The 14,382-nt window shown below is 44.0% G+C and carries 9 protein-coding genes and 1 pseudogene; 6 read left to right on the top strand and 4 right to left on the bottom strand.

Annotated elements, in window-relative coordinates; translation table 11 throughout:
• Positions 1–17 precede the first annotated feature (17 nt).
• Positions 18–758 (bottom strand): GntR family transcriptional regulator, encoded by a 741-nt coding sequence (locus AC55NX_RS11235; protein WP_496995815.1) that lies wholly within the window; start codon positions 756–758, stop codon positions 18–20.
• A 175-nt stretch (positions 759–933) separates the two neighbouring features.
• Entirely contained in the window at positions 934–1,125 is a 192-nt protein-coding gene (locus AC55NX_RS11230) for a hypothetical protein (RefSeq protein ID WP_496995814.1), read from the bottom strand.
• A gap of 241 nt (positions 1,126–1,366) precedes the next feature.
• Here AC55NX_RS11230 and ahpC point away from each other — a divergent pair, with 241 nt between their 5' ends.
• From ahpC to AC55NX_RS11215, 3 genes are all read left to right on the top strand, one after another.
• A complete protein-coding gene (ahpC, locus tag AC55NX_RS11225) occupies positions 1,367–1,924 on the top strand; it encodes an alkyl hydroperoxide reductase subunit C (RefSeq protein WP_496995813.1) in 558 nt (185 codons plus the stop codon).
• Between the two features lie 140 nt (positions 1,925–2,064).
• Positions 2,065–3,633: an alkyl hydroperoxide reductase subunit F gene (gene ahpF, locus AC55NX_RS11220; RefSeq protein ID WP_496995812.1), complete on the top strand. Its 1,569-nt coding sequence runs from the start codon at positions 2,065–2,067 to the stop codon at positions 3,631–3,633.
• A gap of 348 nt (positions 3,634–3,981) precedes the next feature.
• Positions 3,982–4,512 carry a DUF3750 domain-containing protein gene (locus AC55NX_RS11215; RefSeq protein WP_496995811.1) on the top strand — a complete coding sequence of 177 codons (531 nt, stop codon included), beginning with the start codon at positions 3,982–3,984 and terminating at the stop codon, positions 4,510–4,512.
• Between the two features lie 90 nt (positions 4,513–4,602).
• On the opposite strand, the gene AC55NX_RS11210 is transcribed toward AC55NX_RS11215, so the two are convergent.
• Positions 4,603–6,495 (bottom strand): L-tyrosine/L-tryptophan isonitrile synthase family protein, encoded by a 1,893-nt coding sequence (locus AC55NX_RS11210; RefSeq protein WP_496995810.1) that lies wholly within the window; start codon positions 6,493–6,495, stop codon positions 4,603–4,605.
• 246 nt (positions 6,496–6,741) lie between these two features.
• On the opposite strand from AC55NX_RS11210, the gene AC55NX_RS11205 reads away from it, so the two are divergent.
• Positions 6,742–7,677 (top strand): LysR family transcriptional regulator, encoded by a 936-nt coding sequence (locus AC55NX_RS11205; protein ID WP_496995809.1) that lies wholly within the window; start codon positions 6,742–6,744, stop codon positions 7,675–7,677.
• A 1,032-nt stretch (positions 7,678–8,709) separates the two neighbouring features.
• Entirely contained in the window at positions 8,710–10,596 is a 1,887-nt protein-coding gene (locus AC55NX_RS11200; protein WP_496995808.1) for an FAD-dependent oxidoreductase, read from the top strand.
• Positions 10,597–10,755: 159 nt separating this feature from the next.
• On the opposite strand, the gene AC55NX_RS11195 is transcribed toward AC55NX_RS11200, so the two are convergent.
• Positions 10,756–13,068 (bottom strand): FdhF/YdeP family oxidoreductase, encoded by a 2,313-nt coding sequence (locus tag AC55NX_RS11195; RefSeq protein ID WP_496995807.1) that lies wholly within the window; start codon positions 13,066–13,068, stop codon positions 10,756–10,758.
• Between the two features lie 1,107 nt (positions 13,069–14,175).
• Here AC55NX_RS11195 and AC55NX_RS11190 point away from each other — a divergent pair.
• A pseudogene (locus tag AC55NX_RS11190) lies at positions 14,176–14,382 on the top strand (hypothetical protein); the annotation flags it as partial.

Raw genomic sequence — 14,382 nt, 5'->3', positions numbered from 1 at the left:
TGAACAATCCACAACAACTATTCGCTGACAAATACATACAAATCGCCACGACAATGGTTAATACTGTACTCAATGGGTCGACCAGTATTATCGAATGCCGTCTGCTCAATCAAAAGTACAGGGGTATGTTCATTGATGTTGAGCTTCTCAAGTGATTCTTCGGTTGGCATTTTGGCTGACACCCGGCTTTGAGTGCGGGAAGGTGTAATATTCTGACTTTGAAAATAGTCGTAAAGTGACAGCTGGATTTCATCGGGGTCATGAATCAACGCTGATGGGACATAAGACTCTTCGATAGAGACAGCTTGTTCATCAATATAACGGACACGCTTTAGCAGAAACACTTGTTCACCTTGTTTGAGGTTCAGTGTTTTCGCAATGTCGGCGGAGCAAGGCACAGTATCTTTTTTAATCCATAAGGTGTCCGGTTTTTTCCCGGTTAACACAACTTGCTGAGAAAAGCTGGTTGCAGTCTTCCCTGAATATTCAACCGTTTCACTGATCATGGTTCCCAAACCTCGAGAACGTACAATCACCCCATCTTTATCCAGTAAATCTAACGCTTTTCTTACCGTAATCCTTGATACCCCAAGTAATTCATCAAACTCTCGCTCGGTTGGGATAAAGTCGCCACCTTTCAGGATATGCTGTTGCATCGCATGTTTAACGGACTCTGCAATCTTGAGATAGAGCGGAGATTTATCCTGCTGCGCAATACGAGTTTGGATAAGGTCGATAAGAGGCTGATACGTTGTCATAAGGTTCTAATTTTTATCAGTAATGCAGCCAGTATAACGGATATTAACAATGGGTACATGAGACGTGAGACGAAGAGCTAAATTTGAGGTGATCTAGCTCTCAGTTTTAGTTTATTGATTAATGACGTTTTGAGATTTTAAGCGTGAGCCTACTTCTCGAACCAGACACCACAAATCAATGCGAGTCATATGCACGCAAATACTTTGTAATTTGCTCGACACTTGGCGCACAGTCTCCCCCTTCATGGCTGACCACATAAGATGCCACAGCATTGCCCAATAAAACGGCATCAGCAAGATCCCAGCCTGAACTTAAGCCAGCCAATTGTTCCCATGACCCGAATCCGCGGGAAATCACGCTCAACATCAAGCAACAATACAGGGACAAACAATACAAGGACACACACTTGAACAATACAAGGACACTCTTCACTCCTCACACTATAAAACACCACCACCACAGAAGTTATCCTGTTTTTAATAAAATAGATTTTTCCTATTGAATGAATAGCTACAAGTGATTTTATTTTGTATTGCGGCAATGCGAATATACTTCTCGAAGGCAAGATATTGCAAAGCTAACCAACTGAAAGGAAAGTGAAAAGATTATGATCAACACAAAAATCAAACCATTTAGTGCAACCGCTTATAAAAACGGTGAATTTGTTGAAGTCACAGAAAAAAGTGCCGAAGGCAAATGGGCAGTATTTTTCTTCTATCCAGCAGATTTTACATTTGTTTGCCCGACAGAATTAGGTGATCTTGCAGATCATTATGCTGAGCTTCAAGAGCGTGGCGTTGAAGTATTCTCTGTCTCAACTGACACACACTTCACGCACAAAGCATGGCACGACAGCTCTGACACTATCGGTAAAATCCAGTATTACATGGTCGGCGACCAGACCGGTAACATCACCAACAACTTCGGTGTGATGCGTGAAGGTCAGGGTCTTGCAGACCGTGCAACATTCCTTATCGATCCTGAAGGTGTGATTCAGGCAATGGAAATCACTGCTGAAGGCATTGGCCGTGACGCTGAAGACCTGCTGAGAAAAGTAAAAGCAGCACAATACGTTGCAGCACACCCTGGTGAAGTTTGCCCGGCAAAATGGAAAGAAGGTGAAGAAACACTGGCACCTTCGCTGGACCTTGTCGGCAAAATCTAAGGATTTTCTGATTTGAGAGCGGGCCGGATGTACCAAACGACCAACGCATCCGGCTTGCTCTCCCCCATCTTCCAATTATCTAGAGTGGTCACTCTCTTTATCTAAAGACGTTGTTATCTAAAGACAAGGTGTAATCAAACATGCTAGACCAAGCGATCAAACAACAATTAAAACAATATCTCACAAACTTAAAAGAAGATGTCCGCTTAGTGGTCAGTCTAGATGAAAGTAAAGCATCTCAAGAAATTCTTTCTCTGGCTGAAGAAATCGAAACATTAAGCGACTATGTCTCGGTGGTTCATGACAATGCGGCCAGTGAGCGTAAACCGGTTATGGCAGTGACCAACCCGGAAAAAGGCACGCAATTGCGTTTTGCCGGGGTGCCGATGGGACACGAGTTCACCTCATTGGTTTTAGCGCTGCTCCATTCGGGCGGTCATCCGATGAAACTTGAAGACGAAACCATCACACAGATTGCCAACCTGCATAAAAAACTGGATGTGGAGATCTTTATCTCGCTCTCGTGCCAGAACTGTCCCGATGTGGTTCAGGCTTTCAACATGATGGCAGCGATCAATCCGGACATCCGAGTCACCATGATCGATGGCGCCCTGTTCCAAGATGAAGTCAAACAACGGGATATTCTGGCGGTGCCGAGTGTGTTCGTAAATGGCGAATTATTCGGGCAAGGCCGGATGTCACTGGCAGAAATTTTGACCAAACTGGATGATGGTGCCGCTGAAAGAGCAGCCGCCAGTCTGAATGAAAAAGATCCATACGATGTTTTGGTCGTCGGTGGTGGCCCGGCTGGTGGTGCAGCAGCTGTTTATGCCGCTCGTAAAGGCATCCGGACCGGAATCGTTGCCAAACGACTCGGTGGTCAAGTCATGGATACAATGGCGATTGAAAACTTTATCTCGGTCAAAAGAACCGAAGGGCCCAAACTGGCAGCGGATCTGGGTGAGCATCTCAAAGAATATGATGTGGATGTCATTACTGATCAGCAGGCAGACCGACTGATGGGTGCAACCTATACCGACGATGGTTATATTCACGTCAATCTTGAAAGCGGTGCGACACTCAAGAGTAAAAGTGTCATTCTCAGCCCGGGCGCACGCTGGAGAGAAATGAATGTGCCCGGAGAGCATGAATACCGTAATAAAGGCGTAGCTTACTGCCCACACTGCGACGGGCCTCTGTTTAAAGGCAAGAAAACCGCTGTTATCGGTGGCGGAAACTCCGGTATTGAAGCTGCCATTGATTTGGCAGGGATCGTCGAACACGTTACGGTCCTTGAATTTGCCGATGTGCTGCGTGCAGACCAGGTGCTGATTGATAAAGCAAACTCTCTGCCGAATATTGATATCATCACCATGGCACAGACGACCGAAGTGATCGGAGACGGCAAGCGGGTGACGGGTCTTAAATATAAAGATCGCCATACCGATGAAGTTCATACGCTATTGTTGTCTGGTATCTTTGTGCAAATTGGTTTGGTTCCCAATACCGAGTGGCTGAAAGATTCTGATGTGACGCTCTCACCAAGAGGCGAAATCGAAATCGGTAGCCGGGGGGATACCAGTATGTCGGGTGTATTTGCTGCCGGTGATGCGACGACTGTCCCTTATAAGCAGATCATCATTGCCATGGGCGAAGGGGCCAAAGCCAGTCTCGGAGCATTCGATTACCTGATTCGTCATCAGGGCTGATATCCGTCAACGAGTGTCGCGTTCATAACCGACAGTCACTACAACAATTATTCCCCATGACGCAAAGCGGGCGCTGAACATCAGTGCCCGTTTTTTCATGGATATCTCAAACAGCTCCAGCTCCTTCTATTGTCTGTCCCCTCAGCTCCTCAACTCATCAACTAGTGTCTGTCCCTTTAATTTGTCCCTTTAATTTCTGGTGTCTGTCCCTTTAATTTTTCTCTTCAATTGTCTGTCCTTCCAATGATTCCAATGCAGACTGAAAAATATGCTAGTTATGCCTTTTGTACCTGAATTGTCTATAGTTGCGTATGAATAAGTCATATACTGCATAAGGAAAGTTCAACCATGCATAGATATCTCTTGATAATATTTGTGATGATCGGTGCTATCAGTTGCAGTGGCGGAGACTGGCGTACTGCAAGCCGAGAGCCCGCAGGTATAGCTCCAAAACCGGAGCAAGAAAAAGATGCGGTGATTGAAGTGTATGCCGCAGAGGCATTCGGCTGGCGAGGCTGGTTTGCCGTGCACACTTGGATTGCCCTGAAACCGGAAAATGCTCCCGAATATACTGTTTACGAGGTTATCGGCTGGCGACTCAAGCAAGGACGTCCGGTTCTGACCCAGTATCAGACTAAACACCCGGATCGCTACTGGTATGGTTCTAAACCAGAGAAAGTGTTGTCACTCCAAGGCACAAAAGCGAGTCAATTGATCCCTGAAATTACGGCCGTCATTGAATATTATCCGTGGGCAGATGAATACAACCTGTTCCCGGGGCCAAACAGTAATACATTTCCGGCATGGGTTGGCTTACAGGTACCGGCACTGGGATTGAAAATGCCTTTCCGAGCCATCGGGAGCGGCTACGCCAATTAGCTCAATTTATGTCATAAGACATCAAATCAGACTGCGTCAGCCGCAGCCTTAATTTGTGCCTTTCAGCATCACCGGCTAGCAACAGCAGAATCAGCTCACCTGATCAAGCTCAACCAGATTGTGTGGTTGCCATGGAGAATTAATCGAATCAGGCTGAAGCTGAATTCGCCACATTTCCCGGTAACCCTGGAAATCTGTCCGAGCATGAATCGTTGTATGGTTATTCAGTAGCACCAGATCGCCATTGCGGAACTGATGCTTAAAACACACGACCGGATCCATACAAATTTCGAGCATCCGATCTTCCAGTACATTCATATCCTCATAATGCTCTGACTGCTCAATTGTCGAATAGTTAGGTTGCAGTGCTCCGGCATGATCGCGATCATCCCACATTTCCCACCAGCGAATCGTATCTTGTCCGGTCCATGGACAGGTGATCAATAACGGATAAGATTTGCTGTCTCCACCGAAGTAACTTTCCCGGGTCGAATAACGCAGTACCGTATTTCTCAGTTGTTCCCGTTCCCTGCCATGAATTCGCAGTGCTGCCAAAGCCGTATCTGCCGTAAGATTCAGTCCATGAATATCGGCATCAACCGGTTCATTTCTGTGACAGTAGAGCACAAACTCATTGGGAGTAAAATCTTCGTACTGATATCGCTCCTGACTGATTCCCATATAGGGAGGAGGACAAAGCAAGTCCCAGTGCATAGGTAGCGCTTCCTGAGAGTCGGCAGAGGAACTCGGCTTGTCCTGATGTCCTTCAATCGGTGTGATGATGTGTGTATAACCGAACTTCCAGGGTACCAGAGCACCGCGCTGACCATACCACTGTTCCAGATCTTCCGGCTCAGCGAATGTGTTAAATCCTCTGAGAACGACGGTGCCGAACTCTTTGATCAGATTCTGGATATCCTGATGTGCGATAGCCGAGACCGGGCAATCATTATTCTCATTGATCAACATAAGCCCGAATTTCTCGCGATAAAGCACTGCTTTCACCTGACTGAGTAATTGTTCATTTTCCTGAGTGCTGGCCGACAGACGGATATAACACCAAGAGCGATCGTCATACGTTACCGGAAGAACAACGCCATCCCGTTCAAAGTGGCTCTGCCTAGTATCCGCAATAAATCGTCCACTTGATGCATCAAACAACATCGCACAGTGCCAGGGTGTTTTAAAAGCACGTTCCTCAAACAAATAAAGTGAGTATTTCTTACCAACCATGGCGTGCTGATGGATACTCAAACGAATACAATCCGGGAATTTCTGATTGAGAAAGTTATCCAACGCACGTCCCTGTACCATCATTCCTTTCGCAATTTCGGCCAGACGCAAACGCCGTTTTTTCGTAGAAAGATCTGCCAGTACATGACACTGATCCTGATTCATGAATTTTTTCAGACCAAGATAAGTGTTATTCATCTTGTTATCTCTTAACTTCAGTTCTGCGAAGTTTTCTTCATAACCCGGCTCACCATACTTTTCTTTTAGTCCTCGGAAATATTCAAAATCCTCCAGCTCATCAAACTCTGAGAAATGTTCAAAATTGACAATCTTCAGAGAATCACTACAGTTCATCCTCTTCACCATTTCACGAAGGTGATCCGAATACTCGTAATGATGATCAATATTGACAGAAATATAATCAGAAAATGTATGATAATCTGAGAAAATATAGAAAGTAATCCCGGGGTCATAGACCGCCTGTATGTCCCGAATCGCCTTCACAAACTTTCGTAAAACCAAATACTCACCTAGATCAGGAGTATGACTAATAACTTTGTCTAAGTTATTAGTTTTACATGGAAATGCGGGTAATAACAGTTGCACTGGCTGTTCTTCAGTGACAAATTTTCTGACCTGATCTTTCAACTTCAGTAAGCCATGAATGCTGGCATCAAACTGTGCGATTAACTGATTCAGTAATATAAATGTAATTTCTTCGATCTGACGTTCTTTTCTATTTTTCAGCATGAATCTACCCCCCTCATCTTAATAATACAAATGTAATTAACAGATATTTATTCAAAAATTTTATATCTACAACAAATTAAAATTTCAGACTACGCAACTAATAAAACACTACAAAATGTATTTTGAATTTAGTTCTAAAACTAATAATAAAAGCCCAAAATCTGATGAGTGCATATTATTATCATAGACATGCATATGTACTAGATGTAAAAATAGGAACGAACTGTTAATAATAGAGGAACAGTCATGTTGGATAATTTAAAACGTATCGCAATATTTAACAAAGTTGTTGAATGCGGCTCCTTTACTCAAGCCGGAAAAATGCTTGGTATCGCGAAATCAAAAGTGAGTGAGCAAATTTCATTATTAGAAAGTAATCTCAATGTTCGTCTCTTACACCGTACAACTAGAAAAATCAGTTTAACAACCGAAGGGGAAGTGTTTTACCGTAATAGCCAATCACTAACTCATATTGCAGAGACTGCAGTAAATTCTGTTGAAAATATGGTCAACTCCGTGACAGGGATGATTCGTATTGGTACAACGGTTGACTTCGGAGCCTATTTTCTGACCCCACTAATCCGCAAGTTTCACGAAGAGTTTCCGAACGTTAATTTTGATATTCAACTTGAAGACGGTTTGCAGGATCCAGTTGAGCACAACCTCGATTTAGTCATCCGCATAGGCGAGCTAAAAGCCTGTTCACTGGTCGGCCGAATCCTTGCTCCATTTGAATTGGGTTTGTATGCAACTCAAAGTTATCTGGACACTCATCAGCCGATTCATACATTAGAAGATTTGAAAAATCACGCCTGGATAACCCTAACCCGCCTACACCATGATACTTTAACCCTCTCCAGTAAGGGAGGAAAATTTTATCAGGATATTCATATAGATACAAAACATCAGAGCAATTCTCCCCTCGGTGTCATCTCGATGATTCAGCAAGGACTCGGTATTGGCCTCATTGCGAATTTTCTGATTAAAGAACTTGATGACACAAATCTGGTACGTCTGTTTCCTGAGCTCTCTCAACAAAATCCCAATATCAAGATTCTCTACCCATCCCGGAAAAACATTCCTCTGAGAACCCGTCTTTTCATCCAGTACCTGATACGAGAGATTAACTCTGAATTTATGGAACAACCGATGGTATCAACTCTGTATACTGAAAGTAACTGAGTTTAAGTAACCAAGATAAAAGTGATTATCCACAGTTCAAACTTATTCTATTAATCTGACCATCAGATCCGAATATATTGACAGTCGGGCACGAAATATTATTCATTCACGTGATCAAAGTTCACAATTTTATATATTACTATTGATATAATAGTATAATTAATGTGTCAATAATATAACTGGTCATTAAACATCCAGCACCATCGCTTTAATTATTTATTGTATTTATGTGTCAATTGATATATTTTATCTAGCAAGCATTATCATATACATGAAAATGTTGTGTGCATAAATATTTTTGCTCATGATATTAAACTTCACATAGAAATAGTAATATCGCACTATATATTATTACTTGGATTTATTGTATCTATATTTATAAAAATAAAATCTATTCATACAACAAAATATTTCTATATCGCAACAGAAACGAGACAAGGAAGCTAATAATATAAGTAAAAATAAATGTTATTTCCGGCAAGTCACAGCAGCTTTTTGAAATCAACGCTGTTGCTCTCGGAGCAGCGAAAACATTTAATTATCCATATATTTTCCGTTGCAGAAGCTCTATTGAAGAATACAGACACGAGAACAAATCTATCAGATAGTGGTCTAGGAAAGCGGACGCCTTGTTGTTTATGCCTACGATAATTTTGACGGACAACAGATGGTATATGCCATGCTCATCGGGCCTATCCGCACTTGTGCACATGATTGAAATGAAATAGCATACGTAAAAACAGACTAACAGTGTGGTTATTGTCTATTTTATGAATAATTTCAGATAGATACTATCATGTCGGTGAATTATCTAGTGAATTAATAGATTTGGTTTCTTTCATTTCAATTAAAAATTATCACCGATACTCATCTCAAAATACAACCAAAATACGAGCATACCTTGATTGATTCCGTCATACTGAATCATTGAAAGTAATGAGAAGTGCATCAGGACGATCACACTGTTTATTAGCTGGATATCAGAAACTTGGTTATCAAAAACTCGGTTATCAGAAACAATGGAGAATCATCATGGTGAATATTATGATCGATGGATCAACTTACACAGTCGATCCGAATCAAACACTGCTTAGTGCGACAAGAACCTGTGGGATTCCCCTGCCTTCACTCTGTGATACCGATGATGCTGATGGTATTCATCAACACTGTGAACTCTGTGAAGTTGACATTCGCGGTACAGGTATCGTCCCCGCTTGTCAGGAAATGCCGGTAGAAGGCATGGTGGTAACCACGACATCCAGTCACCTCTCAGAACGGAGAAAAAAACACCTTCAGGACATTCTTTCCCAACCGAATATCATCTGTAGTGAACCGCCCTGTCAAACCGCCTGCCCTGCCCATGTTGATATTCAGCAATATTTGGCGCTCATCGCACAGGGTCACTATCAGCAAGCGATTGCCGTCATCAAGAAAACGCTCCCAATGCCGCTGTCGATTGGCCGGGTATGCCCTGCTTTCTGTGAATCCGGATGCCAGCGCCAACAATTGGATGAACCATTGGCTATCCGCCAGTTGAAACGCCACGCAGCCGATCATGATCTGGCTGCGTTTCAGTCTTATCTGCCAGAAAGAAAAGCAGAAAAACACAGAAAAGTAGCGATTGTCGGTGCCGGACCGGGGGGACTCAGTTGCGGTTATTTCCTCACCAACGAAGGTTATGATGTCACCATACTGGAGGCCATGCCCCAAGCGGGTGGATGGCTTCGCTATGGTATTCCCGAATACCGGCTGCCCAAAGCAATTCTTGATCAGGAAATTGAATTGATGTGTCGTCATGGCATGACCATTAAGACCAATCAGCGACTCGGCAAGGATTTCCGGCTCTCGGCACTGAGTGACAGTTATGATGCGATTTGTCTGGCAATCGGTGCATCGCAAGCCAGTGGTATGGCGTACCCCGGTAGTGATCTCGATGGCTGCTATCTCGGTGTGGATTTCCTGAAAGATCACATGCTTGATCAGCAGTGTTCCGTCGGTCACAATGTTGCGGTCATCGGTGGCGGCAATACTGCCATTGACTGTGCCCGGACCGCGCTACGTCTCGGGGCACAGGCCACGATCATTTACCGTCGCTCTCGAGAAGAGATGCCGGCAGAAGATTATGAAATCGAAGAAGCAGAACATGAAGGGGTCCAATTTTATTTTCTGACCAACCCCGTCGAGAATATTGCCGATCAAAATGGCCGGGTCTGTCAGGTCAAACTGGAAAAGATGGCCTTAGGCGAACCAGACGCCTCCGGGCGCAGACGCCCTCAACCGACGGGTGAGTTCATCACGGAATCCTTTGATACCGTGATTTCAGCAATTTCACAGCAAACGGATGTCAGTTTCCTTGCTGATGACAATATCACGCTTCCGCTCAACCGGTATCAGACCATTGATGTGAATGAAGACAATATGTTCTCCGGCTCACGCAATATTTTTGCCATCGGTGATTTTCGCCGAGGTCCGGCAACCGCTGTCGAAGCCATCGCCGATGGCCGTAAAGCGGCATACGGCATTGACCGTTTTCTTGGTGGCGATATGGAAAAACTGTATACCGAATCCTTCCGGGAAAGAAATGTCACCAGAAGTCATCTGATCCGGCCGGAACATCTTGAAAAACTCAAAGACGAACTCCGTTCAATCGTTCATGGTGATACACAAGAACAACTTGATCAGGCACTGACACAAGCAATGCAGCACATCCTGAGAGCTAAAATGCCGGAACTGACATTAGCAGAACGCCGGCATAACTTTAAAGAAGTCGAAACAGGCTTCACGGATCAGGTTGCGATGAACGAAGCCCGTCGCTGTTTAAGCTGTGGTTGTCCGGATGGGAATGACTGTAAACTCCGCCACTATGCGACGGATTATCATGTCGATAAGTCTGTACTGCCACATTCAGATTGTGCTTAAGTTAATAAAAGTGCTTCAGTGAACAAAGCAGCACTTCAGTGTCCGAATTTGCAGCAATGTTATCGTAATTGTTAGGCCGAAACACACCACCAAAATAGCACAGGGGCAGATTTATCTGCCCCTGTTTGGTTTCTACACACGAGCACCGCTCGGCATCATTTAATGACGGGCATTGATGAGTAAGGGTTCATTTTGCGTCGCAACCAACACCACCGCCACTGTTTTCGACGTCGGTGTGTCGCTCCAGTCCCCTTTACTGTCGAGTGGGATCAGTGCATTCGCTTCCGGGAAATACGCAGCTACATTTCCCTGAGGAATCTGATACGGGACAACCTTGAAGTTATAAATTTTCCGTTGGACATCATCGGTCCAGACCGTCTTGATATCGACTCGCTCTTCCGGTTTTAATCCCAGTAACTCAATATCTTTCGGATTCATGAAGATCACCTGCCGCTCTCCCCGAATGCCCCGATAACGGTCATCATACCCATAAACCGTGGTATTATACTGATCGTGTGAGCGCATCGTCTGAAGAATAAAAACGGGTTTATCGGTCATACTCTGCGGGTCAAACGACAATATATGCTCCGGTAGTTCATTTGCAGCCATCACCGCTTTCCCCGACGCTGTTTTCCAGTTCAGCTCTCTGGCACTATTCCCCAAGTAAAACCCACCCGGTATATCGAGGCGTTGATTGAAGTTGTCAAAACCGGGAATGGTTTGTTCAATCAAATCACGGATACGATCATAGTTATCCGCCAGAGATTGCCAGTCGATCGGGTTATGCGCCCCAAGAGTCGCTTTAGCGATACCAACCACAATCGCCACTTCAGAATGAATCGACTCCTCACTCATATCGACCCGTCCGGATGAAGCATGAACCATTGAGAATGAATCTTCGACCGTGACTCGCTGTTCACCACTGGCCTGCATATCAATATCGGTACGCCCCAGACACGGCAATATCAACGACGCTTTACCCGGATTTACATGACTCCGGTTCAGCTTCGTCGCAATATGGACAGTCAGTTCACATTGACGCATCGCTTCTGCTACCCGGGCCGTATCCGGTGCTGCCGCAACCAGATTGCCTCCCAAACCGATAAAGACTTTACTGTCACCACGCGCCATCGCCTGTAATGCGTGATGGACATTATGACCATGCGCTTGTGGCGGACGGAATCCGAATACCTTTTCAATATTATTGAGCAACGCTTGTGGCGGGTGGTCATTGATACCCACAGTCCGATCCCCCTGCACATTCGAATGACCACGGACAGGACACAATCCCGCTCCCGGTTTGCCAATTTGACCGAACAACAATTGTAAATTGACAAGCTCTTCAATAATGGCAACCGAATGTTTGTGCTGCGTAATACCCATTGCCCAGGTCACTATGCGTCTTTCCGCATGAAGATAAATATCGGCCGCTTGAATAATTTCATCCTGAGTCAGGCCTGATTGCTGAGTAATAGCCGACCAAGGGGTTGCTTCAACCTGTTCGAGGTATACGGATAGTCCCTCTGTATGCTGTTCTATAAACGCTAAGTCAAACACCGACTCGCCCCGTTGTACCGCTGCCTGATGATATCCCAGCAGCACTTTAACGATGCCGCGGACAACAGCCATATCGCCCCCCAGTTTCGGCATGAAATAGTGGCTGGTTGTCGGTGTCGAACTGTTACTGATCATTTCAAATGAGTGTTGCGGATTGGTAAAGCGCTCCAACCCTCGCTCTTTCAGATTGTTGAAAGCAACAACTTTGGCGCCGCGCCGATAGGCATCACTCAATGTTTCGAGCATTCGGGGATGGTTGGTGCCCGGGTTTTGTCCGAATAAGAAAATCGCATCCGCATGTTCAAAGTCATCGATGGTGATCGTGCCTTTCCCGATACCAATACTTTTCCCCAGCGCATAACTGGTTGCTTCATGACACATATTGGAACAATCAGGGAAATTATTGGTGCCGAAGCGACGGACAAATAACTGATAAACAAAAGCGGCCTCATTGCTGGCCCGTCCAGAAGTATAAAATTCAGCCTGATTGGGGTCTTCCAGTAAATTCAGATAACTGGCCACCATCTCGTAGGCATCTTCCCAACGGATCGGCTCATAGTGATCCGTTTCCGGGTTATAGCTCATCGGCTCATTGAGACGCCCCTGATATTCGAGAAAATAATCCGTCTGCTTATTCAACCAGTTTACCGAATATTGCGCAAAAAATTCCCGGCCGACCCGGCGAGATGTTGCTTCCCAGTTCACTGCTTTCGCACCGTTTTCACAAAAACGAAACCGTCCCGGAACCCCTTTCTCACCCCAGGCACACCCCGGACAGTCAAAACCGTGATTTTGATTTGTACGCAATAAGTTGGATATATTTTTCGCTACATTCTCACTTTTGAATAAATGCTGAGTCGTCGCCTTTAAAGCTCCCCACCCACCGGCAGAACCTGAATATTTTTTATAACTCATTTGCTTCTCTTCTTATTCTTGATGTTCAGAAAACATCCGCCAATGCAATGCCGTGATACGAATGCATCATTCGTATCCGGTCAATCAATCAGGCATCTCTTCCATCACATTGAGTAGTCAACAAAGACGGGACAGATAGAAACTGCATATACGCTCTCTTACAATGAACAAACGAACACGCATAGAAACGTCTAAATGATAACACGCTCAAAAACTCCCAAATGACCAAAAACGGCAAATATCAGTTTAGTTTCACCGCAAACGATGCTGGTTATTTGTTAGGAGGCCGAACTCATGCTGAAAAAGAAAGAAACCTGACTTGAATGCATCGAAAATACTCCTTAGCAATGACCGGGGTCAATAAATAGCCTTCAACCCAAATTTTTACTCAAATACTTGTTTTGCTATATTCCATACTAGTTGTTGAATATTGATTAGTATTTTATGTAATTTCACGCCAAGGTTACTGACAAAACCAAAAATAGAATCATATTTTTCATTAATGAAACTTTTTGCTTAATATTGGAATGCATGGTTGTTTTTAATTCAAAATTAATATACATGTAAATGCATATAATTTTTTTATTGACGAGTAGAAAATTCGGATGACCGAGCCGTATATTCGTGTCATTTTAACTTACATGCGTGACGCAAACATTGTCGGTATTTGGTTGTGTTCAATTGATAATTCGTATGGCCATGAAATTATTGGTCAATCTACATAATTTTATGGTTCTACCCCACAACTGAGTGATTTTTTGATATATTAATCGTTTAAATTTTACGAAATGAATGATGAAAAAACTTATATCTGAATGCCTGTATTTTTTGAGTTCACATTTTGGGCCAATCTTTAAAATTTTCGGGCCATTTATACTGATAACCACCTTCCTTGGTCCTTGGCTTAAGGCATCATTCAGTTCATCCAATGATATCTGGGTCTACTTTTTATATCTTGCTCTGTTTAGTTTCTTACAAACTTATCTTATGGCACGATTTATCAAATTCATGGCTTTTATAGCCTCAGGGAAGCAAATCGGACGATCAGTTTCGTGGAAAACTTGGTTCAGGTTATTCGTTGTATATCTCATTTACGGTATAGCAATAATGTTAGGCTTTATCGCTCTAATCATTCCCGGGATATACATTGCTGCCCGATATGCATTTGCAGACTTTGAAACTGTCTTAAATAATAGGTCTCCGATTTCTGCTTTAAATGAAAGTTGGCAGGATACCAAAGATATTGTCGGAAAGTTGATGATTGTTACCGCCTTGATGAGTGGAATTCAAGTGTTGCTTGGATACGGATTCGGT

It is taken from the genome of Vibrio rubrogenes, from assembly GCF_059641415.1.
Note: the sequence above shows the minus strand (reverse complement) of the source record. Positions and strands in the feature narration are given on the sequence as shown.

Coding starts and splice junctions, on each gene's coding strand:
- AC55NX_RS11235 (WP_496995815.1), bottom strand. CDS start 758: ATGACAACGTATCAGCCTCTTATCGACCTTATCCAAACTCGTATTGCG.
- AC55NX_RS11230 (WP_496995814.1), bottom strand. CDS start 1,125: ATGTTGAGCGTGATTTCCCGCGGATTCGGGTCATGGGAACAATTGGCT.
- ahpC (WP_496995813.1), top strand. CDS start 1,367: ATGATCAACACAAAAATCAAACCATTTAGTGCAACCGCTTATAAAAAC.
- ahpF (WP_496995812.1), top strand. CDS start 2,065: ATGCTAGACCAAGCGATCAAACAACAATTAAAACAATATCTCACAAAC.
- AC55NX_RS11215 (WP_496995811.1), top strand. CDS start 3,982: ATGCATAGATATCTCTTGATAATATTTGTGATGATCGGTGCTATCAGT.
- AC55NX_RS11210 (WP_496995810.1), bottom strand. CDS start 6,495: ATGCTGAAAAATAGAAAAGAACGTCAGATCGAAGAAATTACATTTATA.
- AC55NX_RS11205 (WP_496995809.1), top strand. CDS start 6,742: ATGTTGGATAATTTAAAACGTATCGCAATATTTAACAAAGTTGTTGAA.
- AC55NX_RS11200 (WP_496995808.1), top strand. CDS start 8,710: ATGGTGAATATTATGATCGATGGATCAACTTACACAGTCGATCCGAAT.
- AC55NX_RS11195 (WP_496995807.1), bottom strand. CDS start 13,068: ATGAGTTATAAAAAATATTCAGGTTCTGCCGGTGGGTGGGGAGCTTTA.